The organism is Geothrix limicola, assembly GCF_030268085.1.
Classification (GTDB): domain Bacteria; phylum Acidobacteriota; class Holophagae; order Holophagales; family Holophagaceae; genus Geothrix; species Geothrix limicola.
Map to the genome: position 1 here is coordinate 84,309 of NZ_BSDE01000008.1, position 23,516 is coordinate 107,824.

The 23,516-nt window shown below is 67.2% G+C and carries 20 protein-coding genes; 12 read left to right on the top strand and 8 right to left on the bottom strand.

Annotated features, from left to right (window positions below; translation table 11 throughout):
- Window positions 1–52 precede the first annotated feature (52 nt).
- From QSJ34_RS16725 to nuoE, 9 genes are all read left to right on the top strand, one after another.
- On the top strand, window positions 53–1,312 hold the full coding sequence (locus tag QSJ34_RS16725; protein ID WP_285577450.1) for a sensor histidine kinase: 1,260 nt from the start codon (window positions 53–55) through the stop codon (window positions 1,310–1,312).
- A complete protein-coding gene (locus QSJ34_RS16730; protein ID WP_285577452.1) occupies window positions 1,305–1,928 on the top strand; it encodes an RNA polymerase sigma factor in 624 nt (207 codons plus the stop codon). The genes QSJ34_RS16725 and QSJ34_RS16730 overlap by 8 nt, the downstream gene beginning before the upstream one ends.
- Window positions 1,925–2,707, top strand: coding sequence for a cupin domain-containing protein (locus QSJ34_RS16735; protein ID WP_285577454.1), 783 nt, complete (start codon window positions 1,925–1,927; stop codon window positions 2,705–2,707). Before QSJ34_RS16730 ends, QSJ34_RS16735 begins: the two co-directional genes overlap by 4 nt.
- 128 nt (window positions 2,708–2,835) lie before the next feature.
- Entirely contained in the window at window positions 2,836–4,233 is a 1,398-nt protein-coding gene (gene hydG / locus QSJ34_RS16740; RefSeq protein WP_285577455.1) for a [FeFe] hydrogenase H-cluster radical SAM maturase HydG, read from the top strand.
- 1 nt (window position 4,234) lies between these two features.
- Window positions 4,235–5,467, top strand: coding sequence for a [FeFe] hydrogenase H-cluster maturation GTPase HydF (hydF, locus tag QSJ34_RS16745; RefSeq protein ID WP_420798872.1), 1,233 nt, complete (start codon window positions 4,235–4,237; stop codon window positions 5,465–5,467).
- Window positions 5,451–6,563 carry a [FeFe] hydrogenase H-cluster radical SAM maturase HydE gene (hydE, locus tag QSJ34_RS16750; RefSeq protein ID WP_285577461.1) on the top strand — a complete coding sequence of 371 codons (1,113 nt, stop codon included), beginning with the start codon at window positions 5,451–5,453 and terminating at the stop codon, window positions 6,561–6,563. The genes hydF and hydE overlap by 17 nt, the downstream gene beginning before the upstream one ends.
- Window positions 6,564–6,689: 126 nt before the next feature.
- The gene (locus QSJ34_RS16755; protein ID WP_285577463.1) at window positions 6,690–8,870 is read left to right on the top strand and encodes an NADH-ubiquinone oxidoreductase-F iron-sulfur binding region domain-containing protein; all 2,181 of its coding nucleotides are present in this window, start codon (window positions 6,690–6,692) and stop codon (window positions 8,868–8,870) included.
- Window positions 8,871–8,879: 9 nt separating this feature from the next.
- A complete protein-coding gene (locus QSJ34_RS16760) occupies window positions 8,880–10,643 on the top strand; it encodes an NADH-dependent [FeFe] hydrogenase, group A6 (protein ID WP_285577464.1) in 1,764 nt (587 codons plus the stop codon).
- On the top strand, window positions 10,640–11,212 hold the full coding sequence (nuoE, locus tag QSJ34_RS16765) for an NADH-quinone oxidoreductase subunit NuoE (RefSeq protein WP_285577465.1): 573 nt from the start codon (window positions 10,640–10,642) through the stop codon (window positions 11,210–11,212). Before QSJ34_RS16760 ends, nuoE begins: the two co-directional genes overlap by 4 nt.
- Before the next feature lie 64 nt (window positions 11,213–11,276).
- Here nuoE and QSJ34_RS16770 read toward each other — a convergent pair whose 3' ends face one another.
- From QSJ34_RS16770 to typA, 6 genes are all read right to left on the bottom strand, one after another.
- Window positions 11,277–12,047, bottom strand: coding sequence for a DJ-1/PfpI family protein (locus tag QSJ34_RS16770; RefSeq protein ID WP_285577468.1), 771 nt, complete (start codon window positions 12,045–12,047; stop codon window positions 11,277–11,279).
- 41 nt (window positions 12,048–12,088) lie between these two features.
- Entirely contained in the window at window positions 12,089–13,120 is a 1,032-nt protein-coding gene (locus QSJ34_RS16775; RefSeq protein ID WP_285577469.1) for a GlxA family transcriptional regulator, read from the bottom strand.
- 110 nt (window positions 13,121–13,230) lie between these two features.
- Complete coding sequence (gene rsmI / locus QSJ34_RS16780) at window positions 13,231–14,082, bottom strand: 16S rRNA (cytidine(1402)-2'-O)-methyltransferase (protein WP_285577470.1); 852 nt, start codon at window positions 14,080–14,082, stop codon at window positions 13,231–13,233.
- 39 nt (window positions 14,083–14,121) lie between these two features.
- On the bottom strand, window positions 14,122–15,225 hold the full coding sequence (locus tag QSJ34_RS16785; protein ID WP_285577471.1) for a GAF domain-containing protein: 1,104 nt from the start codon (window positions 15,223–15,225) through the stop codon (window positions 14,122–14,124).
- Between the two features lie 54 nt (window positions 15,226–15,279).
- Window positions 15,280–15,975, bottom strand: coding sequence for a YdcF family protein (locus QSJ34_RS16790; protein ID WP_285577473.1), 696 nt, complete (start codon window positions 15,973–15,975; stop codon window positions 15,280–15,282).
- 33 nt (window positions 15,976–16,008) lie between these two features.
- Complete coding sequence (gene typA, locus QSJ34_RS16795; protein WP_285577474.1) at window positions 16,009–17,835, bottom strand: translational GTPase TypA; 1,827 nt, start codon at window positions 17,833–17,835, stop codon at window positions 16,009–16,011.
- A gap of 145 nt (window positions 17,836–17,980) precedes the next feature.
- Between typA and QSJ34_RS16800 the strand changes: the two genes are divergently transcribed.
- The 3 genes from QSJ34_RS16800 to QSJ34_RS16810 all read left to right on the top strand — a co-directional run bounded on the left by QSJ34_RS16800 (window position 17,981) and on the right by QSJ34_RS16810 (window position 19,885).
- Window positions 17,981–19,219 carry a type IV pilus twitching motility protein PilT gene (locus tag QSJ34_RS16800; RefSeq protein ID WP_285577475.1) on the top strand — a complete coding sequence of 413 codons (1,239 nt, stop codon included), beginning with the start codon at window positions 17,981–17,983 and terminating at the stop codon, window positions 19,217–19,219.
- Between the two features lie 49 nt (window positions 19,220–19,268).
- Window positions 19,269–19,544 carry an HU family DNA-binding protein gene (locus QSJ34_RS16805; protein ID WP_285577477.1) on the top strand — a complete coding sequence of 92 codons (276 nt, stop codon included), beginning with the start codon at window positions 19,269–19,271 and terminating at the stop codon, window positions 19,542–19,544.
- Between the two features lie 71 nt (window positions 19,545–19,615).
- A complete protein-coding gene (locus QSJ34_RS16810) occupies window positions 19,616–19,885 on the top strand; it encodes a DUF493 family protein (protein ID WP_285577479.1) in 270 nt (89 codons plus the stop codon).
- Between the two features lie 57 nt (window positions 19,886–19,942).
- Here QSJ34_RS16810 and QSJ34_RS16815 read toward each other — a convergent pair whose 3' ends face one another.
- Together QSJ34_RS16815 and asnS are read right to left on the bottom strand one after the other, a co-directional pair.
- Window positions 19,943–21,532 (bottom strand): methyl-accepting chemotaxis protein, encoded by a 1,590-nt coding sequence (locus QSJ34_RS16815; RefSeq protein WP_285577481.1) that lies wholly within the window; start codon window positions 21,530–21,532, stop codon window positions 19,943–19,945.
- A 487-nt stretch (window positions 21,533–22,019) separates the two neighbouring features.
- Window positions 22,020–23,321 (bottom strand): asparagine--tRNA ligase, encoded by a 1,302-nt coding sequence (gene asnS / locus QSJ34_RS16820; protein ID WP_285577483.1) that lies wholly within the window; start codon window positions 23,319–23,321, stop codon window positions 22,020–22,022.
- Window positions 23,322–23,516: the final 195 nt, after the last annotated feature.

Consider the following 23,516-nt stretch of genomic DNA (forward strand, 5'->3'; position numbering starts at 1 on the left):
AAGGGGCCTGTCTCATAACCCTCCGGAGCTCCGTTTGCCCCAAGATAGGGACATGGCGAACCACGCCCCCACCTTCTCGCTCCAGCGCGTCATCTTCCTTTCCGTTTCCCTGGTGCTCTGCGTCCAGGTGGGCTGGTGGATCAACGTGCAGATCCGCGAATCCGGCCGCCTGCTCGAGGCCCGCGTCGAGGCTCTCAACGCCAACCGCGCCGAAGCCTGGCAGATGGACAGCCTGAGCGTCCTCGCCTTCCTCCACGCCCGCCCCGATCCCAGCTCCCGCACCGGCGTCGTGGAAGGGCGCATCGTCACCCTGCCCAGCCTGCAGCAGCGCCGCGAGGCCATCCACCGCATGTACCCCCATGTGGTCGTCGTGCTCACGCCCACGACGCCCAGTGACCTGCCCCTGCTGGACGGCGCCGCCTTCCTCGCCCTGCGCCCCGAACCCCTCGTGGAGCTGAAGAACCAGCGCTGGCATTCGGTCTTCCGAGCCGCCTCCGAGGGCGCCTTCATGGTCTTCGCCGTGCTCAGCGGCTTCGTCGTCCTCTACCGGAAACTGGCGGAGGAACTGGATCTGAAACTGCGCCAGCGCAACTTCACGTCGGCAGTCACCCATGAACTGAAGACCCCCATCGCCTCGCTACGCGTCTGGACCGAGACCCTCTTCACCCGCAGCCTCGCCGACGAACAGCGCCTGCGCATCCGCGGTCTCATGGAGAAGGACCTCGACCGCCTGCAGGAACTGGTGGGCAACCTCCTGGACGTGGCCCGGGCCGAATCCGGCAGCCTCGTGCTGCACCTCGCGCCACTGGAGCTGAAGCCCTGGCTCCAGGGCATCTGCGAGGCCATGGATCAGCGGCTGGGCCCTGGCGCCCTGGGCCTCCAGCTGGAGTTCGCCACCGAGCCCCTCTGGGCCAACGCCGATCCCAAGGCCCTGGGCACCGTCATCGAGAATCTGCTGTCCAACGCCTACAAGTACGCCGCCGAGCCCCGCCAGACCACGGTCACCCTGGACGGCGACGGCGACGATGTGCTCATCGTCGTCAGCGACCTGGGCCACGGCCTGTCGCCCAAGGACCTGCCCCGCGTCTTCCACCGCTTCTTCCGGGTGGGCGACGAGATGACGCGGCAGGTCGCGGGCACGGGCCTGGGGCTCTTCCTCGTGAAGGAGATCGTGACCCGCCACGGGGGCGACGTGCGGGCCTCCAGCCGCGGCCACGGGCTCGGATCGGCCTTCACCATCCGCCTGCCCCGCCTGGCTGAACCTTCGAACGAGTCCTCGAACGCGTCTGCGGAAGGTCCGGCCGATGCCTGATCCGGGACCGGCCCGGGACCCGCGTTCCGAAGGCGCCCTCGTCCAGGCCGCCTCCGAGGGCGACGCCGGGGCCTTCGAGGCCCTCGTGCGTCCCCACCTCGGCATGCTTTTCCGGGTGATCGACCGCATTCTCGGGAACGAGGCCGAAAGCCAGGACGCCCTGCAGGACGCCCTGCTCACCCTTCATCGGGAATTGCCGGGCTTCCAGGGCGCGAGCAAGTTCAGCACCTGGGCCTACCGCATCTGCGTCAACCAGGCCCTCATGGCCCGCCGCAAGCGGGTCCGCCGCCGGGAAGACGCCATCGAAGATCTGATGCCACGTTTCGGTGACGAAGGGCATCACATGAACGTGGACATGATCCTCGATTGGAGCGAGGACTCGGAGGCGTTGATGAAGGTCGAACAGGCAGAGCTGAAGGCCAAGGTCCGGGCGGGCCTGGACCGGCTGTCCGACGATCAGCGCGCCGTCTTCGTCCTGCGCGACCTCGAAGGCTGGAACACCGAGGAGATCGCCCAGCACCTGGGCATCACCCGCGAGCTGGTGCGCCAGCGCGTGCATCGCGCCCGCCTCGCCCTGCGCGCCATGCTGCCCGAATTCGCCCCGGAGGGACGATGACCATCCTCATCCCCACCTGCGAACGCGTCACCGAGCTGCTGACGGCCTATGAGGAGGGTGCCCTCGGCCCCCTCGACTGGCTGGGCCTCAAGCTCCACCTGGTGCTCTGCCCGCCCTGCCAGACCTTCCTGGATTCCTTCGAGCGCACCCCCGCCCTCCTGCGGCGGGCCTGGGACGACGAACCCACGCCCGTGGCCGAGCACGCGCTGTCGGGCGCCCTGGCGGCCCTGCGCGAAGGGCGCGTGCCCAAGGGCCCCCAGCATCACCCGGAACCCGAGGCGTGGACGGCGCTGGAGTCCGCGGGCGATCCCCTGTTGGGGATCCTGCTGCGGTTGCACCTCGGCCACTGCGAGTCCTGCCGCGACACCCGCGGCGCCGAAAAAGCCATTCCCCCCACGGCCGATCCGCTGGAGGCGATCCGCCCCCACCTGCCGCCCGAAACCCAGTGGCGGTGGACCCGGTACGGGCTGGGCGGCGGGCGCGCCGCGCTGATCCAGAAGAACGCCGCCACTGGGGCCGCCCTGCACCTGACCTGCCTGCCGGGGGGACGGACCTCTCCGCGACACAATCACACCGGGCTCGAATGCGCCCTGATCCTCGCGGGCGCCCTGCAGGACGGGCCGGCCCACCTGCGCGCCGGGGACTGGATCACCCATCAGGCGGGGCACTTGCATGGGCCCACGGCGGATCCGGGCACGGAATGTGTGGCCCTCGTCGCCCTCGAAAAGCCCGTGCAATTCCTCGGCTGGCGCCGGGCCTTCGGGCTCTTCGGCCAGTGACGGCCAGCCTCGGCATGCGAGGCGAAGGCGCAGCCCGGTTGTGACGCAGGTCCGTCCGGTGGGGGTGGCCTAAAGAGGACACGAGGGTTATGTTTTGCCTGCGGTACTCCCCCGCGGAGGTTCTTTCCATGCATGGCCCATCCGAATCCTTTCCCCTGGACGAGGCGTCCATCCGCTCGGCGCTCGATGCGGCACCGATCGACGATCCCGCGCTGATCCGCGAGATCCTCACCAAGGCCCGGGCCATGAAGGGTCTGGACGATGGCGATCTCCCGCCCCTCATGGCCATTCAGGATCCGCAGCTGCTGCACGAACTGTTCGACACCGCCCGCTGGGTGAAGGATCAGATCTACGGCAACCGCATCGTGATGTTCGCGCCGCTCTACGTCTCGAACCTCTGTGCCAACGAATGCCTCTACTGCGCCTTCCGCGCCACGAACCGCGAGCTCAAGCGCCGCGCCCTGAGCCAGGAGGAGATCGCCGCAGAGGTGACCTGCCTGCTCTCCCAGGGCCACAAGCGCGTGGTGCTCGTGGCGGGCGAGGCCTATCCGAAAGAAGGCCTCGACTACATCCTCAAGGCCATCCAGACCGTCTACAAGACGCGCCTCGGCAGCGAGAACATCCGCCGCGTGAACGTGAACATCGCGCCCCTGGACGTGGATGACTTCCGTCGCCTGAAGGACGTGGAGATCGGCACCTACCAGGTCTTCCAGGAGAGCTACCACCGCGAGACCTACAGCCGGATGCACGTCCGCGGCCTCAAGTCGGACTTCGACTGGCGCCTGGGCTGCATGGACCGGGCCATGCTCGCCGGCATCGATGACGTGGGCATCGGCGCGCTCTTCGGCCTCTACGACTGGCGCTTCGAACTGCTGGCCATCATGCACCACGCCCGCCACCTCGAAGAGCGCTTCGGCTGCGGTCCGCACACCATCAGCGTGCCTCGCATCGAGCCCGCCGAGGGCTCCGCCACCAGCGAAGCGCCGCCCCACGCCGTGACCGACGAGGACTTCTCCAAGATCATCGCCATCCTGCGTCTGGCCGTGCCCTACACGGGCCTCATCCTCAGCACCCGCGAACGCCCCGAAGTCCGACGCGAAGCCCTCAATCTGGGCATCAGCCAGATCAGCGCCGGCAGCCGCACGAACCCCGGCGGCTACGAAGAGGAGGCCTCCGACGGCGGCGCCCAGTTCTCCCTGGGCGACCACCGCAGCCTGGACGAAGTGGTGCGCGACCTCGCCGAAAGCGGCTTCATCCCGAGCTTCTGCACGAGCTGCTACCGCATGGGCCGGACTGGCGCCGATTTCATGGACCTGGCCAAGCCCGGCGAGATCAAGGCCCACTGCCATCCCAACGCCCTCTCCACCCTGCAGGAGTTCATCGAGGATCACGCCAGCCCCGAGACCCGCCGGGCCGCCGAGCGGCTGTTGGCGGACAGCCTGAAGGACATGGACGGCCGCGCCCGCGTGCTCGCGGAAAGCATGGTCGCCCTCGTGAAGGAAGGAGAGCGCGATGTGTTCTGCTGAGATGCAGCCCGCCCCCCGCAGCATCCGCCTTCACATCGGCCTCTTCGGCCGGCGCAACGTGGGCAAGTCCTCACTGCTGAACGCCCTCACGCGCCAGCAGGTGTCCATCGTCTCGCCCGAGGCCGGCACCACCACGGACCCCGTGGAGAAGCCCATGGAGCTGCTCCCCCTGGGCCCCGTACTCTTCGTGGACACGGCGGGTCTCGATGACGAAGGCGCCCTGGGCGCGGCGCGCATGAGCCGCTCCCGGGCCGTGCTCGACCGCGTGGATCTCGGCATCCTGGTGGCGGAATCGGGTGTCTGGGGCCCCTTCGAAGCGGGCCTGCTCGCCGAACTTTCGGCGCGCCGCATCCCCACCGTCGTCGCCCTGAACAAGTCGGACCTCGCCTCGCCACGCGATCTCCCAGCCACCGTCCTCCAGAACATGGACGGCACCCCCGTCATCGCCGTCTCAGCCCTGCATGGGCAGGGCATCGACCGCCTGCGGGAGGCCCTCCTGCGCGCCGCGCCCGAAGGTCATTTCGATTCGCGCCACCTGATCTCCGACCTGGTGCCGCCCGGCGAGGTCGCCGTGCTCGTCATGCCCATCGATTCGTCGGCGCCCAAGGGCCGGCTCATCCTGCCCCAGGTCATGGCCGTGCGCGACGTGCTGGATGGCGCAGGGCTGGCCCTCGTCGTGCAGGCCCGGGAGCTGCCCCAGGCCCTCTCCGCCCTGAAGGGGAATCCGGCCCTCGTCGTCACGGATTCCCAGGCCTTCCAATCGGTGGCGCGAGATGTGCCGGACGCCGTGCCCATGACCTCCTTCAGCATCCTCATGAGCCGCTTCCAGGGTGATCTGGCGGCCCAGGTGCGCGGCACCCTCGCCATCGAGAACCTGCGCGGCGGAGACCGCGTGCTCGTGGCTGAAGGCTGCACCCACCACCCCACCGAAGAAGACATCGGCCGCGTGAAGCTGCCCCGCTGGCTGAACGAGAAGGTCGGCGCCCCCCTGCACTTTGACACCATCCAGGGCCGCGACTTCCCGAGCGACCTCTCGCCCTACAAGCTGGTGGTGCACTGCGGCAACTGCATGGGCAACCGGCGCGAGATGCTGTCCCGCATCCACCGCTGCGAAGCCGCGGGCGTGCCCATCACCAACTACGGGCTGGCCATTGCCTATTCCTTCGGCATCTTCGACCGGGCTCTGCGACCCTTCCCCGAAGTCGAGGGGTTCCTCCATGCCTGCCGCGCCTGATCTCCGCCTCGCAGCCAGCCTCGACCAGCCCGGCCTGAAGGCCTGGCTGCAGGAGACCGATCCCGCGAGCCTGAACGAACTCTGGGCCTGTGCCGACGCGGTGCGCCGCGCGCAGGTGGGCGACGAGGTGCATCTCCGCGGCCTCATCGAAGTCTCCAGCCACTGCATCCGCCACTGCCTCTACTGCGGCCTGCGCGCCCCCTCCGAAGGGTTGGAGCGCTACCGCATGAACGCCGGTGAAATCCTCGAATGCGCGCGAGAGGCCGTCCGGCTGGGCTACGGCAGTGTCGTGCTCCAGGGCGGCGAGGATCCCGGCCTCACGCAGGATTTCATCACCGAAGTGGTTCGCGCCATCAAGCGCGACACGCCGCTCGCCGTTACGCTCTCGCTCGGCGAGCGCAGCGACGCGGATCTCCAGGCCTGGCGCGAGGCAGGGGCCGACCGCTACCTGCTGCGCTTCGAGACCAGCGATCCGGTCCTCTACCGGCGCATCCACCCCAGCCTGCCGGGCACCCTGAGCGACCGCTTCGCGCAGCTCGCGCGCATGCGCGACATGGGCTACGAGATCGGCACCGGCGTGATGGTCGGCATCCCGGGTCAGACCTGGGACACGCTGGCCGGCGACATCCTCCGCTTCCGCGAGTTCGATATGGACATGATCGGCGTGGGCCCCTTCCTGCCGAGCCCGCGCACCCCGCTGGGCCGCCCCGAGGCCGAGGCCTTCTTCGCGCCGCCCGAGGCCCAGGTGCCCAACGACGAACTCACCACACTGAAGGTCGTGGCCCTCACGCGGCTCGTCTGCCCCGAGGCCAACATCCCCAGCACGACCGCCCTCGCCACGCTCGACCGCGCGCAGGGCCGCGAACTCGCCCTTATGCGCGGCGCCAACGTCGTCATGCCCAACGTGACGCCCGTGTCGTACCGCGCGCGCTACGAAATCTACCCGGGAAAAGCCTGTATCAACGAAACGGCCTTGGCCTGCCAGGGATGTCTCGAAGGGCGCATCCGCTCCCTCGGGAGAAGCCTCGCCAAAGGACCCGGAGGGCGTCTTAAAGCAGACTGTAAAAATTTGATTGCAAGTGATTTCCATCACTGACCGATTGGTCTTCAATGAGCAAACTCCTCTTGCAGCCTCGTGTCCGGTCGCGCGGTGAAATATCAGTAGCCCGCACGCTGACACATCTTTGAACCCGCCCGGATCCCCCGGCGGGTAGGAGATCCCATGTCTCTTCCCGTACGCGATTTCTACCGGTCCATGGCGGACCGCGTTGGACAGACCCTCGCCGAGCGAGGTCTCGACGACAAGATCCTGATCCAGGTGGGATCGGCGACCTGCGAACATGCCGCGGGCTCCCAGACGGTCGAAGAGGAATTCGCCCGCCACATCCGCGCCTCGGGACGGAAGGACATCGTCATCCACCGCACCGGCTGCACAGGACGCTGCTCACGCGAGCCCATCGTCGGCATCCACGTTCCGGGCTTGATCCCCGTGAAATACGAGCGCGTGAACCGCGATCTGGTGCACCGCATCTTCACCGAGCACATCCAGAACAGCACGCCCGTGGTGAAGCACATCCTCGACCATGACGGCGAGACGCTGCCCGAGCGCGAATTCCTCTTCTGCGAAGGCGCCCGCTGCCAGCGCTCCGGCCCCAGCCTGCGGGACCGCTTCAGCGCCCTGCTGGAGGCCCGTGGCATCGAGCCCCACCGGGTGCGCGTAGGCGCCGCCAGCTGCTTCGGCGCCTGCGGCATCTCCGGGGGCGAGCCGGCCACCTTTGTCCTCGCCCGCCCAGAGAAGGTGCTCTACCGGTTGTCGAGCGACGAGGACCTGGTGGCCCTCGTCGAAGGCCACGTCCTCGCGGGCCAGGTGGTGGAGCGGCTGAAGGCCAAGGAAGAGCCCATCGCCCTCGAATTCCTCGAGCGCTACGGCGACGTCTCCTTCTTCAACCGCCAGAGCCGCATCGCCCTGCGCAATGCCGGCGTGGTGGATCCCGAAAGCCTGGACGAGTACATCGGCTGCGATGGCTTCAAGGCCCTGACCGATGTGCTGGCCCGGCGCGATCCCGAATGGGTGATCAACGAACTCACCAAGGCCCGCCTGCGGGGCCGCGGCGGCGGCGGTTTCACTACCGGCGCCAAGTGGGCCCTGGCCCGCAAGCAGGCCGACACGACCCGGTTCATCATCTGCAACGGCGATGAAGGCGATCCCGGCGCCTTCATGGACCGCTCCATGCTGGAAAGCGATCCCTTCAACATCGTCGAAGGGATGATCATCGGCGGCTTCTCCATCGGCGCGCAGAAGGGCTTCTTCTACATCCGCGCCGAGTACCCGCTCGCCATCAAGCGCATTCAGCACGCCATCGACGTCTGCCGCGCCAACGGCCTGCTCGGCCAGAACATCATGGGCTCGGGCTTCGACTTCGACATGGAGATCCGGCTCGGCGCGGGCGCCTTCGTCTGCGGCGAGGAAACGGCCCTCATCCGTTCCATCGAAGGCGAGCGCGGCCAGCCCAAGGTGCGCCCGCCCTATCCCACGGATCGCGGCCTCTGGGGTCATCCCACCTGCATCAACAACGTGGAGACCTTCGCCAACATCTCGGCCATCCTGCGCTACAGCGGCGACTGGTACGCCCGCATCGGCACCGAGAAGAGCGGCGGCACCAAGGTCTTCGCGCTGGCCGGCAAGGTCAAGCACACGGGCCTCGTGGAAGTTCCCCTGGGCACCACGCTTTCGCGGGTGGTGAACGACATCGGTGGCGGGGTATCGGGCGGCAAGAAACTCAAGGCCATCCAGACCGGCGGCCCCGCGGGCGGCTTCATCCCCGCAGCCATGCAGGACATGGAAGTGGATTTCGAGCCCCTGCAGAAGGCCGGCTCCATCATGGGTTCGGGCGGCATGATCGTGCTGAGCGAGGACGACTGCATGGTCGACATCGCCAAGTTCTACATGGCCTTCAGCCAGGAGGAGAGCTGCGGCAAGTGCACGCCTTGCCGTGAGGGCACGACGCGCATCCTCGAAATTCTCGAACGCATCACCCAGGGCAAGGGCGAGCCGGAGGACCTCGACAAGCTCCACCGCCTCTCACGACTCTGCCAGCGCACCAGCCTCTGCGGCCTGGGCCGCGCCGCGCCCAACCCGGTGCTCTCCAGCCTCAAGCATTTCCGCGAGGAGTTCCTCGCCCACATCCATGACAAGCATTGTCCGGCGAAGAAGTGCGTGGCCCTGATCCGCTACGAGATCAACGCGGAGAAGTGCATCGGCTGCACCATCTGCGCCCGCAACTGCCCCGTGGAATGCATCACCGGCGCCCGCAAGGAAGCCCACGTGATCGACCAGGAGGCCTGCGTGAAGTGCGGGAACTGTTTCGACGTCTGCAAGTTCGCCGCCATCGATCGGGTCTAGGAGTCCGCCATGTCCCAGATGATCAACCTCAAGATCGACGGCGAGTCCATCCTGGTGCCTGAAGGCACCACCGTGATGGACGCGGCCGAGCAGATCGGCATCCACATTCCGCGCCTCTGCTACCACCCCGACCTCAGCCTCGAAGGCAACTGCCGCGTCTGCGTGGTGGCCGTGGAGGGCTTCGACCACGGCCTGGCCTCATGCGCCACCAAGGCCTGGGAGGGCATGGAGGTCCAGACCAACAGCCCCATGATCCGCCAGGCCCGCCGTGACATCGTGGAACTGCTCCTCGACAACCACCCGAAGGATTGCCAGACCTGCGACCGCGACGGCCACTGCGAGCTGCAGAACCTTTCGTACCGCATGGGCGTGCGCGAGCGCCACTTCGAGGGCAAGCGCAAGCAGTTCCCCATCGACGACAGCGGCGCCTCCGTGGTGCGCAACGCCGAGAAGTGCATCCTCTGCGGTCGCTGCATCCGCGTCTGCGGCGAAGTCCAGGGCGTCTTCAACCTCAGCCAGCACGGCCGCGGCTTCAACACGGTGGTGGGCCCGGCCAACCTCGTGCCCATGGACGAAAGCGCCTGCATCCAGTGCGGCCAGTGCGTCAGCGTATGCCCCACGGCGGCCTTCCTTGAGCAGGATCACACCGAGCGCGTCTGGAAGGCGCTCGGATACAAGCGATCCGAAAAGCATGTGGTGGTCACTACCGCGCCCGCCATCCGCGCGGCCCTGGGCGAGGCCTTCGGCCTTCCCATCGGCACCCCCACCACGGGGAAGATGATCACGGCCCTGCGCCGCATGGGCTTCGACGCCGTCCTCGACGTCAACTTCAGCGCCGACCTCACCATCATGGAAGAGGCCCACGAGCTGCTGCACCGCCTCGAGAACGGCGGGCCCCTGCCCCTGCTGACCTCCTGCAGCCCCGGCTGGGTGAGCTTCCTGGAGAAGTTCTACCCCGAGATGATCCCCCACATGTCGACCTGCAAGAGCCCCATGCAGATGCAGTCGACCCTCATCAAGACCTTCTACGCCAAGCAGAAGGGCATCGACCCCAAGGACATCTACGTGGTCTCGGTCATGCCCTGCGTGGCCAAGAAGTTCGAGGCCGCGCGCCCCGAGCACACCATCGACGGCATGCCCACCACGGACGCGGTCATCACGACCCGCGAACTGGCGCAGATGATCAAGTCCTACGGCATCGACTTCCACAAGCTGCCCGACGGCGAATTCGACCATCCCCTGGGCGCCTCCAGCGGCGCGGCGGACATCTTCGGCGCCACCGGCGGCGTCATGGAGGCCGCGCTCCGCACGGCGGCCTTCAAGCTCACCGGGCAGAACCTCGGCAACCTCGACCTCACCATGGTCCGCAGCGCCAACGGCGAGATCCGCGAGGCTTCCGTCACCCTCGCCGGCAAGACCCTCAACGTGGCGGTGGCCGACGGCCTGCAGAACGCCAAGATCCTGCTCGACGCCGTGAAGCGCGGCGAGAAGGACTACCACCTCATCGAGATCATGGCCTGCCCCGGAGGCTGCATCTGCGGCGGCGGCCAGCCCTACCCGCCCATGGGCACCTACACGCTGGACCGCAAGCTGCGGGCCTCCCGCGCCAAGGCGCTCTATGACATTGATTCCGCCAAGGCCATCCGCTGCAGCCACGACAATCCGGAGATCCAGAAACTCTACGCCGACTTCCTCGGCGAGCCGCTGGGCCACACCTCGCACGAACTGCTCCACACGCACTACACCGCCCGCACACCCCGGGGGATCCGATGAGCGAATGCTGCCACTGCCAGACCGACAACTGGGAAGACCTCGAACGCGGCTACCGCACCATGCTGCCCGAGGATGTCCTCGCCTTCATCGACGCGAACCGCGAGAAGGAGCACAGCGAAAGCATGCTCATCGCGACGCTCCACATGGTGCAGGGCCATTTCGGCCACTTGGGCCCCGGACATCTGGAAGCCGTCGCCCAGCTCATGCAGGTGCCCCTCGCCAAGGTCACCGGCGTCGCCACCTTCTACCACTACTTCCGCCTGCAGCCCCGCGGCAAGTACCTCATCAACGTCTGCCTCGGCACCGCCTGCTACGTGAAGGGCGCCGAGAAGGTCGCGCAGAAATTGACGGAAGAACTGGGCATCCGTTTCGGCGAAACGAGCAAGGACGGCATCTTCAGCCTCGAAAGCACCCGCTGCGTCGGCACCTGCGGCCTGGCCCCCGTCGTGATGATCGGCGATGAGGTGCACGGCCCCCTCACGCCCAATCAGGTGCCCAACCTGCTGGAAACCTACCTCGCCCGCGCCGCCGAAGATCTGGTGGGCGCCTCGACGCCCGAGCAGAAGTAAATCGTTCCGATGTTCCGGCCGCGGGCGATGCATACGTCCGCGGCCGAATCATGTAGACGGATGCCTAACGGCCCGGCTCGCTTCCCGCCTTCCAGGCGTATTCCTCGTAGGTCGCCACCTGGGTGGCCGCCTCGGCACCCATCAGCCTTTCGATCACGTGCAGGGCCCCATCGATGCCTGCGGAAAGCCCGGCGGCCGTGATGATCTTGCCGTTGTCGACGTAGCGGCGATCCCCCACGACCTTGACCTTGGGATGGCGCTTGGCCAGGCCCTGGAGGTTGCCCCGGGTGGTGGTGGCCGTGAGCCCGTCGAGCAGGCCCGTCTGAGCCAGGATGAAGGCGCCGTTGCACACGGAGAGCGTGTGCTGGGCCTGGGCCGCGGTGTCCTTGATGTAGCGGAGGGTGTCCGCGTGAGCACTGGCCACGTTCACGCCGCCGCCGGGGATCACCAGCACGTCCGCCCTGGGCGCATCCGCGAAGGTGTAGGCTGGCACCACCACCATGCCCATGGCGGTCTTCACGGGATGCCTGGTGGCGGCCACGGTGAAGACCTGGAAACCCGCGGCCCCGAACATCTCGTAGGGGCCCGTGTAGTCGATGATCTCGACGCCATCGAAGATCAGGATCGCCACCTTCTTCGGCGCCTGAACGAGGGCCATGCCGCAGCCGTGGCAAACCCCAGCCTTATCGTGCACGACGGCGTCGCAGGGAAGGTCGCAGGGGGGGCAGGCCCAGCCCTTGGGGGCGGCGGACTGACCCTGGGCGGCCAGGGGCCAGGAGGCGAGCAGGCAGCAGAGGGCGACGAGGCTGGCGCGCAGGCCGGAGGCGAGGTTCACGGGGAACTCCGAAAAGGGGGTTGCTGGAAGCCGGGCCCGGTTCAGGTGCTTTGGAAGCGCGCCCGGTACTGGCCCGGCGGGATACCGAGGGTGCGGAGGAAGGCCCGGCGCATGGATTCGGGGGTGCCGAGGCCGCTGGCCTCGCAGATCCATTCGAGCGTTTCGCTGCTCTCCTCCAGCAGGCGGCGCGCGGTTTCCACGCGCACCGACGCGACGAAGCGCGCGGGCGTCTGGCCCACCTCCTCGGTGAAGCGGCGGGCGAAGTTGCGCGGGCTCATGCCCACGCGGCGGGCCAGCCGTTCCACGGAAAGGTCCGCCGAGGGATGGTCCTGGATGTAGGCCTGGAGGTCCCGCAGAGGCTCCTGTTCTGCCAGCTGCACGGACAGCTGGGCGCTGAACTGGGCCTGGCCGCCGGGGCGCTTCAGGAACATCACCAGCTCCCGGGCCACGGCCAGGGCCACCTCGCGGCCGTGATCCTCCTCCACCAGGGCCAGAGCCAGGTCCATGCCCGCCGTGACGCCGCCCGACGTGTAGATGGAACCGTCCTTCACGAAAATCGTGTCCGGCTCGAGCGCCACGTCCGGGTAGGCCCGTGCGAAGGCTTCGCAGTGGTTCCAATGGGTCGTGCCGCGCCGCCCCTTGAGCAGTCCGGCTTCAGCCAGGAGGAAGGCCCCCGTGCAGATGGAGGCCAGTCGGCGCACCTTCCCGGCCTGGGCGCGGATCCAGGCCAGCAGGGGCCGCTGGGTGCGGACCTTGGCTACGCCGACGCCCCCGGCGACAAGCAAGGTGTCGAGTCCGCCGCCCACCTCGGCGAAGGCGTGATCGGCGTGGAGGCGCAGCCCCGAGGAGGTGAGGAAGGCACCGTGCTTGAGGCCGATGATTTCGACGGTGTAGACGGGCTGCTTGGCCCGGCCCTGATCCACCAGCCAGCGGGAGGTGCGGGAGAACACCTCCAGGGGCCCCATCACGTCCAGCACCTGCACCTCGGGGAAGGCCAGCATGGCGATGCGGCGGGGCCCCCGCGCCACGGAGCGGGCCCTCGGGACCTTGTGGGGAGTGGACCGCGTCGGCATGAAAGCAGGATCGCGATGCCAACCGATGGCAGCAAGGACAAATGACACACGTTTTCTGCCAAACCGATACCGACGGCTCTGAGGGAAGGACCGACCAGGTAAGCAGAGATTCAGATATCCGAGGCCAGCCGGTAGATCTCCGAGGCGGACATGCCCAGGTGCTTGGCCAGGGGCTTCACGGCTTCGCGCTGGGTCATGCCGCCTTCCCGCGCGGCGGCGAGGAAGGCCTTGGCCCAGTCCGGCAGCTCCTGGCCGTCGAAGGCGGGATCCACCTCGGTCACCAGCCGTTTGGCGGCGGCTCCCGCCAGCACCAGCACCATCTCCCCGCGATCCTCGCGGCCGAGCTGGACCTTCACCTGGGCGGGTGTGCCGCGGTACCAGGTCTCGTGCAGCTTCGTCAGCTCGCGGCCCAGGGCGATCTCGCGGTCCGGCAGCAGCTCTTCCAGATCGGACAAGGTTTCGTGGATGCGGTGGGGCGTTTCGAAGACGACCACCGTTTCCTCCTCGGCGCCGAGCTTCTTCAGCATCGTGCGCCGCGGCTCGCTGCGGTTGGGCAGGTAGCCCCAGAAGCTGAAGGCGTGGCTGGGCAGGCCCGAGGCCACCACGGCCAGCAGCACCGCAGAGGCACCGGGCAGCACCGTGACCTTGGAGCCCGCGGCCCGCGCGGCCCGCGCGATCTCGAAGCCGGGATCGTTGATGCCGGGCATGCCCGCATCGCTGCAGTAGGCCACGGTGCGCCCCGACATCAGCTCCAGGCCCAGGCGCTCGAAAGCGGCGGCGCCCGCATGATCATCGAAGCGCAGCAGCGGCTTGTCGATCCCCAGGTGCTTGAGCAGCCCCCCCGTGCGGCGCGTGTCCTCGCAGGCCACCAGGTCGGCCTCGGCGAGGGCCTCCTTCGCGCGGTCCGTGAGGTCGCCGAGATTGCCGATGGGCGTGGGGACGAGGATGAGGTGGCCGGTCATGATTCTTCCAGTCTGGCAGCCCTCGATCGAACGCGACATTCAGGGCTTGCGCAGGACGGGCGGCTCCCAGCGTCGGGGGGCCGGCGGCTGTGCCGCGCGAACCTGATGTGGCGGTTCCACCGCCACACCCTCTGGCAGGTGCCAGACGAGGGCCGGCTGGCTCATGGCGCGGCTTTCAGCCAGGGCCGCGTCCAGCCGTCCCTGGCAGGATTCCAGCCGCAGACCTTCAGGACCCGGCAACCAGAGCGTGGCGCCCATGGGAGCCCCATCCAGCTGCGTGCGCAGGCGCAGCAGCTGGATGTGGGCGAGGCTGCGGGGCGTGTGCTGGAAGATGAACCGGAAGCGCCCCGGGCCGGCCTGCACCACCAGGTCCCCGCCCCGCACGCCCTCCAGCACCCTGTGGATCCGCGCCACGTCCTTGCGTCCCTTCATCTGCACCTGGCAGTCGGCGACAACCAAGCTTTCGGGCCGGTGTTCGGAGCCCAGCATGGCCTTCTCCCAGATGTCGAGGTAGCGGAGATTCGGCAGGTCCGTCTCGGGATCGCGGATGGAGCTGTCCTCCATCACGGCCTGGGTGATGGCCAGCGCGTCCTCCAGACGGTTCAGGGACTGTTTCAGATCCTCGATTTCGAGCACCCGCCCCATGAAGCCGGCCACCGCTTCCAGAAGGGCGAACTCGGTGCGGCTGAAGGCCTTCGGCCGGTCGAAGTAGGCGAAGAGCAGGGCCCGGACGCCCTCGCCGTGCCGGAGGGCGCAGGCGAGGGCGGCCCGGTGGGGAATGGCCGAGGGATCACCCAGCTCCTTCACATGAGGTCCCGTCGCCATGTCCCGGATCACGAGCATGCGTTCCGGGTTCACCAGCAGCCACTCGCAGAAGGCGGCGATGGGGACGGGCGCCGGTTCCTCGGGTCGCTCGGGGTGCCACCACCGGATCTCCGCCGCGGCCCCCGACACCATCACCAGGGCCGTTTGGGAAGCCTCCAGGCTGTCCGCCAGCAGTTCCAGGCTCTTCGACAGGAAGAAGGGATCCCCCGTTTCCCCGGCTTGCAGCAGGGTGTGGATGGCCCGTGTCAGCTGCTCGAGCGAGGCCGTACCCGAGGTCAGGCGCCTCGCATAGCGTTTGAGGAGTCGCTGATCCCGCAAACCGTCCTCCAGCCCCTTCCTTTCGGCTGCCCGGACGTCGGAGATGAACTCAGGCTAGGTCACGCGCTCCAGTTGACGGCGACTCCGGATCAGTCGGCTGTAGAGCATGCCCGTGTGGTACCAGTGAAGGAGGAAGGCTTCCGCCGCGGCACGCCGCCACCAGGACAGGCTGCCGCGCCTGGGGGGCGCCTCCAGGGCCGGGCTGCAACGGACGGACAGATCCAGGCCCTGGGCCGTGGCCTTGGCGCGGGCGAGGTGGAGGGGATCCGAGACCACCAGCAGGGTCCTCCACCCCTCGTCCCGCAGGGTGGCGCGGACGTTGAAGAGGTTTTCCAGCGTGTGCTGACTGCGGTCTTCGAGCAGGATCGCCGTGTCAGGGACGCCTCGCCCCAACAGCCAGTCCCGACCCGCCTCGGCTTCGCTGCGGTTCGCGGTGCCGGTGGTGCCCCCCGCCACGAGGATGCGCGACGCGAGCCCACGCCGCCAAAGGGACTCGGCGTGGGCAAGCCGGGCCTCGAATACGGGCGTGAGCCGGTCCTCTTCCAGGCGCCGGCCCAGCACGAGGATGGCATCGGCGGACTGCGGCGCGTCACCGCGGGTGCCGCGCAGCACCTGGCGGAGGCGGATCAGCCAGGGAAGGCCCGCCAGCCCCAGGAAGGACAGGATCCCCAGGCCCAAAGAGGCCGCCCCGCCTGGGCCCAGCTTCTGGAGGAAGCTGGCTCGCGGCGGGGCATGGTAGGGCTGCGGCATGTGTGGGAGGGCTACGCCATGGCGCGCGCTAGCCTAGGCTTCCGAGCGCTTTTCGGACTTCTTGCGCTCGTTGGTGTCGAGCACCCGCTTGCGCATGCGGATGAAGTTCGGGGTGACTTCCACCAGCTCGTCGGACTCGATGTATTCGAGGGCCTGCTCGAGGGTATGCTCCCGGGGCGGCGTGAGACGCGTGGCCTCGTCGCTGCCGCTGGCGCGCATGTTGGACAGCTTCTTGCCCTTGGCCACGTTCACCACCAGGTCGTTCTCGCGGGCGTGCTCGCCCACGATCATGCCTTCATAGCACTTGGTCTGGGGGTGGATGAAGATGATGCCGCGCTCTTCCAGGTTCATGAGCGCGAAGCCCACGGATTCGCAGGTCTCCATGCTGATGAGCACGCCGTTCTTGCGGCCCGGCAGCTCGCCCTTGTAGGGGCCGTAGTGGCTGAAGAGGCTGTGGATGATGCCTTCGCCGCGGGTATCGGTCATGAACTCGCTGCGGAAGCCGATGAGGCCGCGGCTGGGGATCTTGAAGTGGAGGCGAAGGCGGCCGCCCTCGTTGCCCATGTCCTGCATCTCGGCCTTGCGGTTGCCCATGTGCTCCATGGTCACGCCCATGTAGGCCTCGGGGATGTCGATGGTGACATCCTCGAAGGGCTCGAGCTTCTCGCCGGTGACGGGATCCGTGTGGAGGATCACTTCGGGGCGGCTCACGCAGAGCTCGAAGCCTTCGCGGCGCATGGTCTCGATGAGCACGGAGAGGTGCAGTTCGCCGCGGCCGCTCACCTTGAAGGAATCGGGGGTCTCCGTATCCTCCACGCGCAGGGCCACGTTGTGCTGCAGCTCCTTCGTGAGGCGCTCGCGGATGCGGCGGCTCTGGACGTGCTTGCCGTCCTGCCCGGCGAAGGGGCCGTTGTTCACCATGAACATCATGGAGATGGTGGGCTCGTCGATGTCGACGTAATCGAGGGCCCGGGGGTCGGTGGCGTCCGCGATGGTCTCGCCCACGCGGATGTCGGAGATGCCGGCGATGGCGACGATCTCGCCGGCGCTGGCCTCCTGCAGCTGGACGCGGGTGAGGCCCTCGAAGCCGTAGAGCTGGGTGATCTTCTGCTGCTGGATGCTGCCGTCGCGCTTCACGAGGGCCACGCTATCGCCCACGTGGAGGCGACCGTTCACGATGCGGCCGATGCCGATCTGGCCGACGAAGTCGCTCCAGTCCATGAGGGTGACGAGCATCTGCAGGGGGGCGTCGGGGCTGCCCTTGGGGTGAGGGCACTGCTTGACGATGGTGTCGAAGAGGGGGTCCAGGTTGTCGCTGGCGTCATTGACGTCGAGCATGGCGTAGCCCTGCTTGGCGCTGGCGAAGACGCAGGGGAAATCCAGCTGTTCTTCCGTCGCGCCCAACTCGATGAGCAGCTCGAAGACCTGATCCTGGGCCCAGACGGGGCGGGCGCCGGGGCGGTCCACCTTGTTGATGACGACGATGGGGCGCAGGCCCAGGGCCAGGGCCTTGCGGGTGACGAACTTGGTCTGGGGCATGGGGCCGTCGAAGGCGTCCACCACCAGCAGCACCGAATCGACCATGCTCAGCACGCGCTCCACCTCGCCGCCGAAATCGGCGTGGCCGGGGGTGTCCACGATGTTGAAGCGGTAGCCGCCCCAGTGCAGGGCCGTGGTCTTGGCCAGGATGGTGATGCCGCGTTCGCGCTCCTGGTCGTTGCTGTCCATGGCCCGTTCCTGGACGCGCTGGTTGTCGCGGAACATGTGGGCGCCCTTGAACAGGGCATCGACGAGGGTCGTCTTGCCATGATCGACGTGGGCGATGATGGCCAGGTTGCGGATCTTTTCGAGAGGCGTCATCAGGAGTCCTGGTGGGGCCCAGGCAAAGGCCGGGCAGAACCCTCGATTTTACCAGAGAGCCCAACCATTTCCGAGATCTATTCGCGCCCCCTTCCATTGCCGCGGCACAGGTCTAAGATAAGCGGACCCTCCTCGGGAGAACTCCATGCATATCAACGAACTGCTCACCGTGGTCTGCGAGCAGGGAGCCAGCGACCTCCACCTCAAGGTCGGCAACCACCCCATCGCGCGCATCCGCGGCAAACTCACGCCCATGACCCAGTTCAAGCGGCTGGTGCAGGAAGACACCATCGCCATGGCCTACGCGATCATGGCCAGCGACAAGCAGAAGGCGAAGTTCAAGGAGAACATGGACCTCGACATCGCCTATTCGGTGCCGAGCCTGGGCCGCTTCCGCTGCAACATCTTCAACCAGCGCGGCACCGTGGGCCTGGTGCTCCGCGTGATCCCGCGGAAGATCTACACCATCGACGACCTGATGCTGCCCAAGGTGCTCAAGACCATCTGCCAGGAGCAGCGCGGCCTCGTGCTGGTGACGGGCACGACGGGTTCAGGCAAGTCCACGACGCTGGCGGCCATGATCGACCTCATCAACGCCACCCGCACCGAGCACATCCTCACCATCGAGGACCCCATTGAATACCTGCACCGGGACAACCTCAGCATCGTGAACCAGCGCGAGGTCGAGGCCGACTGCAAGACCTTCTCCTCGGCCCTGCGCGCCGCCCTGCGCCAGGATCCCGATGTCATCCTCGTGGGCGAGATGCGCGACCTGGAGACCATCGAAACGGCCCTGCACGCCGCCGAGACGGGCCACCTGGTCTTCAGCACCCTCCACACCCTCGACGCCACGGAAACCATCAACCGCATCATCTCGGTGTTCCCGCCCCACCACCAGAAGCAGATCCGCCTCCAGATGGCCGCCGTGCTCAAGGGCGTCATCTCCCAGCGCCTCGTGCCCCGGGCGGACGGCCAGGGCCGTGTGCCCGCGGTGGAGGTCATGGTGGCCACGGAAACCGTGCGCAGCTGCATCGAGGACAAGGACAAGACCAAGATGCTGAAGGATGTCATCGCCGCCGGCACGGCCCAGTACGGCATGCAGACCTTCGACCAGAGCCTCTATTTCCTGCTGCGCCAGGGCCTCATCACCGAGGAAGAAGCCCTGCTCCGGGCCACCAATGTGGGCGAATTCAAGCTCCGGCTCGAAGGCGTCATGGCCACCGCCGACATGGCCAAGGCCAACATGGAGCGCGGCATGGCCATCGCCCAGGGCGGCGGCCGGGAATCCGGTGGGCCGCCTGCCCCGCCCATCCTTTCCCCGGCCCCGGGGGCGCCCATGCCCATGCCCCCCACGACGGATGTGAAAATCACCCTGGCACGTTGAACGTCCTTCTCCTATTCTGGCTCTCCCACCCCAAGGCCCGAGGTCGCAGATGATTAAGATCGACATCGCCAATTCGTTGATGAAGGTTCATCCCTGCTCGCGCGCCACCGCCCTCCAGGTGGTGGACCTGCTCACCGAGCGGCTGAAGGACGCCCTTCTCAACGGCCACCGAATCGAGATCCGCGGTTTCGGGGTCTTCGAACCACGCCCCCGCAAGCGCGGCATGGGCCGGAACATCAAGACTGGCGCCAGTGTCCAGATCCCCAAGGGCAAGAGCATCCGCTTCAAGCCCGGCAAGGACCTGCGGGAAATCGAAGTCGACTAGTTCCAAGCCCTCCTTTTGATGACACGCACGCCCCGGTGGCGTGCGTGTCTCGTTTGGGGCAGATTGGAAGCATGTCCGAACCGGAACGTCCCGAGATCACCTATCCCACCCGCATCCCCATGAAGATCATCGGTCGCCAGGAGGAGCTGCGCCCCGACATGGTGATGGAGCTGATCCTCGCCCACCTCGGCCCCCAGCCTGAAGGCGACCAACGGCACCAGGCCAACTGCAAGGGCGCCTTCATCAGCTACACCTTCTGGGTCACCCTGCCCCACGACCGGGCCGAAACCCCGCTGCGCGAAGCCATCCAGAAGCTGCCGGGCGTGGTGATGCAGTTGTGAGGGAGAGCCTTCCTGCGGAAGGCCCGTGGCGGCCCCGTCGGAGTTTTGTTAGGCACTCTAAGCCTGGAATTGGGCCACCGAGTGTGCCAAGTGTTCCGCCACGTGGGCCAGGTCATCGGCAGTGCGGGCCACTTCGTTAACGGTGTGGGCCAACTGTGTGGTGGCCGTGGCATTTTGGGTGGCCAGTTGGGCGCCTTCGTCGACGGACCTGGCCACCTCGTCGCTGGTGTGGGATTGTTCCTCCGTGGCCTGGCCGATTTCGCTGACCAGGGAGGAGAGCCCGGTGACACTCTCACGGATGGAGACCAGGGCGGTCACCGTGGCAGTTACAGTCTCCCGTCCTCCAGCCACAGCCTCGTTTGAGCTGTTGATCAGTTCCGCGATCTCCTTGGCCGCGAGGCCGGATCGCTCTGCCAGTTTCCGCACCTCCTCTGCGACCACGGCAAAGCCTTTCCCCTGGGCCCCCGCCTTGGCAGCCTCAATGGCCGCGTTAAGGCTCAGGAGGTTTGTCTGCCGGGCGATCTCTTGGATGACCTGGACGGCCCGCACGATCTGCCCGCTGGTGAGCTGGATCGCCTCCATGGCGGCGGTGGTGTCGTCGCCTGCCCGGTGTCCCTGGTCCGTGGCCTGGACGGCGTTGCCGGCCTGTTGGCGGGCCTCCCGGACGTTTCCTGCCACCTGCTGAATGGAGGCAGAGAACTCCGTCATGGCCGTGGAGAGGCGCTCGGAACTCTGGCGCTGGGACTCCGTGCTTCTCGCAATCTGATCCGTGGTTGCGGACATTTGCAGGGCACCTGCCGACAACTCCATGGATCCACTGGCCGTGCGGGCGGAGGCATCGGCCAGCCCCTTCCAGATGCCCCTGAGCTTCACCAGGAATTCATTGAAGGCGACTCCCACTCGGCCTAGTTCATCGTTGGAATGGACGGGCAGGTCCGTCCGGAGGTCCCCCTTGGCCAGGCCCTGTTCGATGGCCTGGCACATCTCCTCGGCGGGTCGTGCGATGCTGCGCGAGATGGCCACAGAGAGCCAGAGTCCGACGGCCAGCGCCCCCAATCCGAGGGACAGCAAGATGACATCCGAGCGGGTGGAGGCCATCACCGCCGCCGCGCTTCGGTCCTCGGCCTGCTTCTCCTGGAGGGCCAGGAGCTGCTCCAGCCCCTCCTGCCAGGCGTTGATGGCCTTCCGCCCGTCGCCGAATATGAGGCGGATGGCCTCCTCCTTCTTACCCTGATCCACCAGCTGAATGAACTGGGCATGGATGCCCTCGGACTGCTCACGATGAGGGGCGATGTTGCGGAGGATCGAGAGGGTGCCCGCATCCTCCGAACCCAGCAGGGCAGTCAGCTTCGCCTGCGCGTCCTCATAGGTGGCCCTGGCTGTCGCCAGCTTCCCTTTCTGGGTGGTCCGAGCCGCTTCGGATTCCTCCAAAGCGTAGGCACGGATGAACCGCCCGGTCAGGAGCATCTGACGATCCATGAGGGCACCCAGGATCAGGGCCCGCTGGTCACGTTCGACCAGGACCTTCAGAGTGGCCTGGACCCTGCGTGACTGCAGATGGGCCACGAACACGGCCAGGAGGATGAGCGCGAGGATCGCCCCGAACCCCAGGCTGAGCCGCCTTGCGATGTTCAAGCCCTTCAGCATGGCTTCTCCTTCCGGGACCATTGGCTTTCAACAATGGCTTTCAACAATGGCTTTCAACCCAACCTCTCGGCAGGTCGCCGTGGATCGTTATAATTGGTGGTTCTTTTAGAGGCAGTCTCACTTTTTTACTGGCCAGCAGCAGCCAGGAAGGTGCACGGGGTTTGGTCCACCCCGCACGTGAGTTCTGGCCCCCGTCAAGGTGGACCGACCATGCCTCTACCCGACTCCGACCAAGCGGTCTCCTGCGCCTCCGCCTGAGGAGAGGGAATTCAACCGTCGTTTCGAGGGGTTGCCCCCTCGAGATGGCTGCGGGCAGGGTGAGGCGGCCCTGAAGGCGAGGGGGGAAGGTCCGCCTCGCTTGAATGGGGCCTTGGACGATCAGGTCCGTCCCCGATAGTCAAAGAGCACAAACGAAGGTACCCACCTGCGCCCGGGCCCCGTCTGAGCCTCGCCCCTCAGGCCCTGCTCGGCTTCGGTCTCGTGCGAATCACGGCCTGAGCGTCCCCATCATCCGCGGGTACGGAATGGTTTCCCGCACGTGCGGCAGCTTGCAGATCCACGCCACGGCGCGTTCGAGGCCCATGCCGAAACCGGCGTGGGGGACGCTGCCGTATTTGCGGACATCCAGGTACCACTCGTAGTCGGCCCGGCTGAGCTGGTGGTGTTCGATCTGCTCCAGCAGGTACTGCAGGCTGGAGGCGCGCTCGCCGCCGCCGATGACCTCGCCGTAGCCTTCGGGGGCCAGCAGATCGGCGCCCAGGGCCAGGCGCGGGTCCAGGGGATCCGGCTCCATGTAGAAGGCCTTGAAGGCCTTGGGGAAGCGGTGCACCCAAAGCGGCTTGTCCGTGGCGTTCATGAGGATGGTTTCGTCGTCGTTGCCGAAATCCTCGCCCCAGTTGATGTCGCTGCCGAGCGCCTTCAGCTTCTCCACGGCTTCCGTGTAGGTCATGCGGTCGAAGGTGGTGTTCAGGGCCGTCTCCAGCGGTGCCTGATCGCGCTCGAGGATCTTCAGCTCCTCCTGGCGGCCTTCGAGCACGCGCTGGATGAGGAACTTGGTCATGCGCTCGCCCAGGGCCATGACGTCGTCCAGGTGGGCGAAGGCCACTTCGGGCTCGACCATCCAGAACTCCGTGAGGTGGCGGCGGGTCTTGCTCTTCTCGGCGCGGAAAGTGGGGCCGAAGCAGTAGGTCTTGCCAAAGGCGGCGATGCCGGGCTCCTGGTAGAGCTGGCCCGACTGGCTGAGGAAGGCCATGCCCTCGTGGAAGTACTCGGTGCCGAACAGCGTGCTGGTGCCCTCGCAGGCGCTGGGCGTGAGGATGGGCGCGTCCAGCAGCGTGAAGCCATCGCCGTCGAAGAAGTCGCGGATGCCTTTCACCAGGGTGTGGCGGATGCGGAGGATGGCCCACTGGCGACGGCTGCGCAACCAGAGGTGGCGGTTCTCCATGAGGAACTCAGTGCCGTGCTCCTTGGGCGTGATGGGGAAATCCGTGCTGCCGCCGATGAGTTCGAGCGCCTTCACGAGCAGCTCCGGCTGCCCGGTCTTGGGATGCTGCTGCACGAGGCCCGTCACCGTGATGGCGGCCTCCTGCGTGAGCTTGCCCGCCAGTTCGTAGCTCTCGGGATCCGCCTCGGCGGCCCCCACCACGCACTGCACGAAGCCCGAGCCGTCCCGCAGCTCGATGAAGCGCGTCTTGCTGGTGCGGGCATTGCGGACCCAGCCCCGCAGCCGGACGGTCTCGCCGACCTGGCCGGCGAGGAATCGGACTTCGGTGAAGGGCTGGCTGCTCACGGGGACTCCTGGGCCTAAACCTCCATTGTGCCCGGGGCGAGGCAGGCGCTCCAGCGTCGGCGTAAAAAACATGAAACCGCGAATGGCGCGGATGGGCGCGAATAGAAACGGAATGAGACAGATGGGTCATTCCGGGCCTTGGCCCCAGTCCTTCATTCGCGCGCCCGCAGCGCGATTCGCGTTATTCGCAGTTCC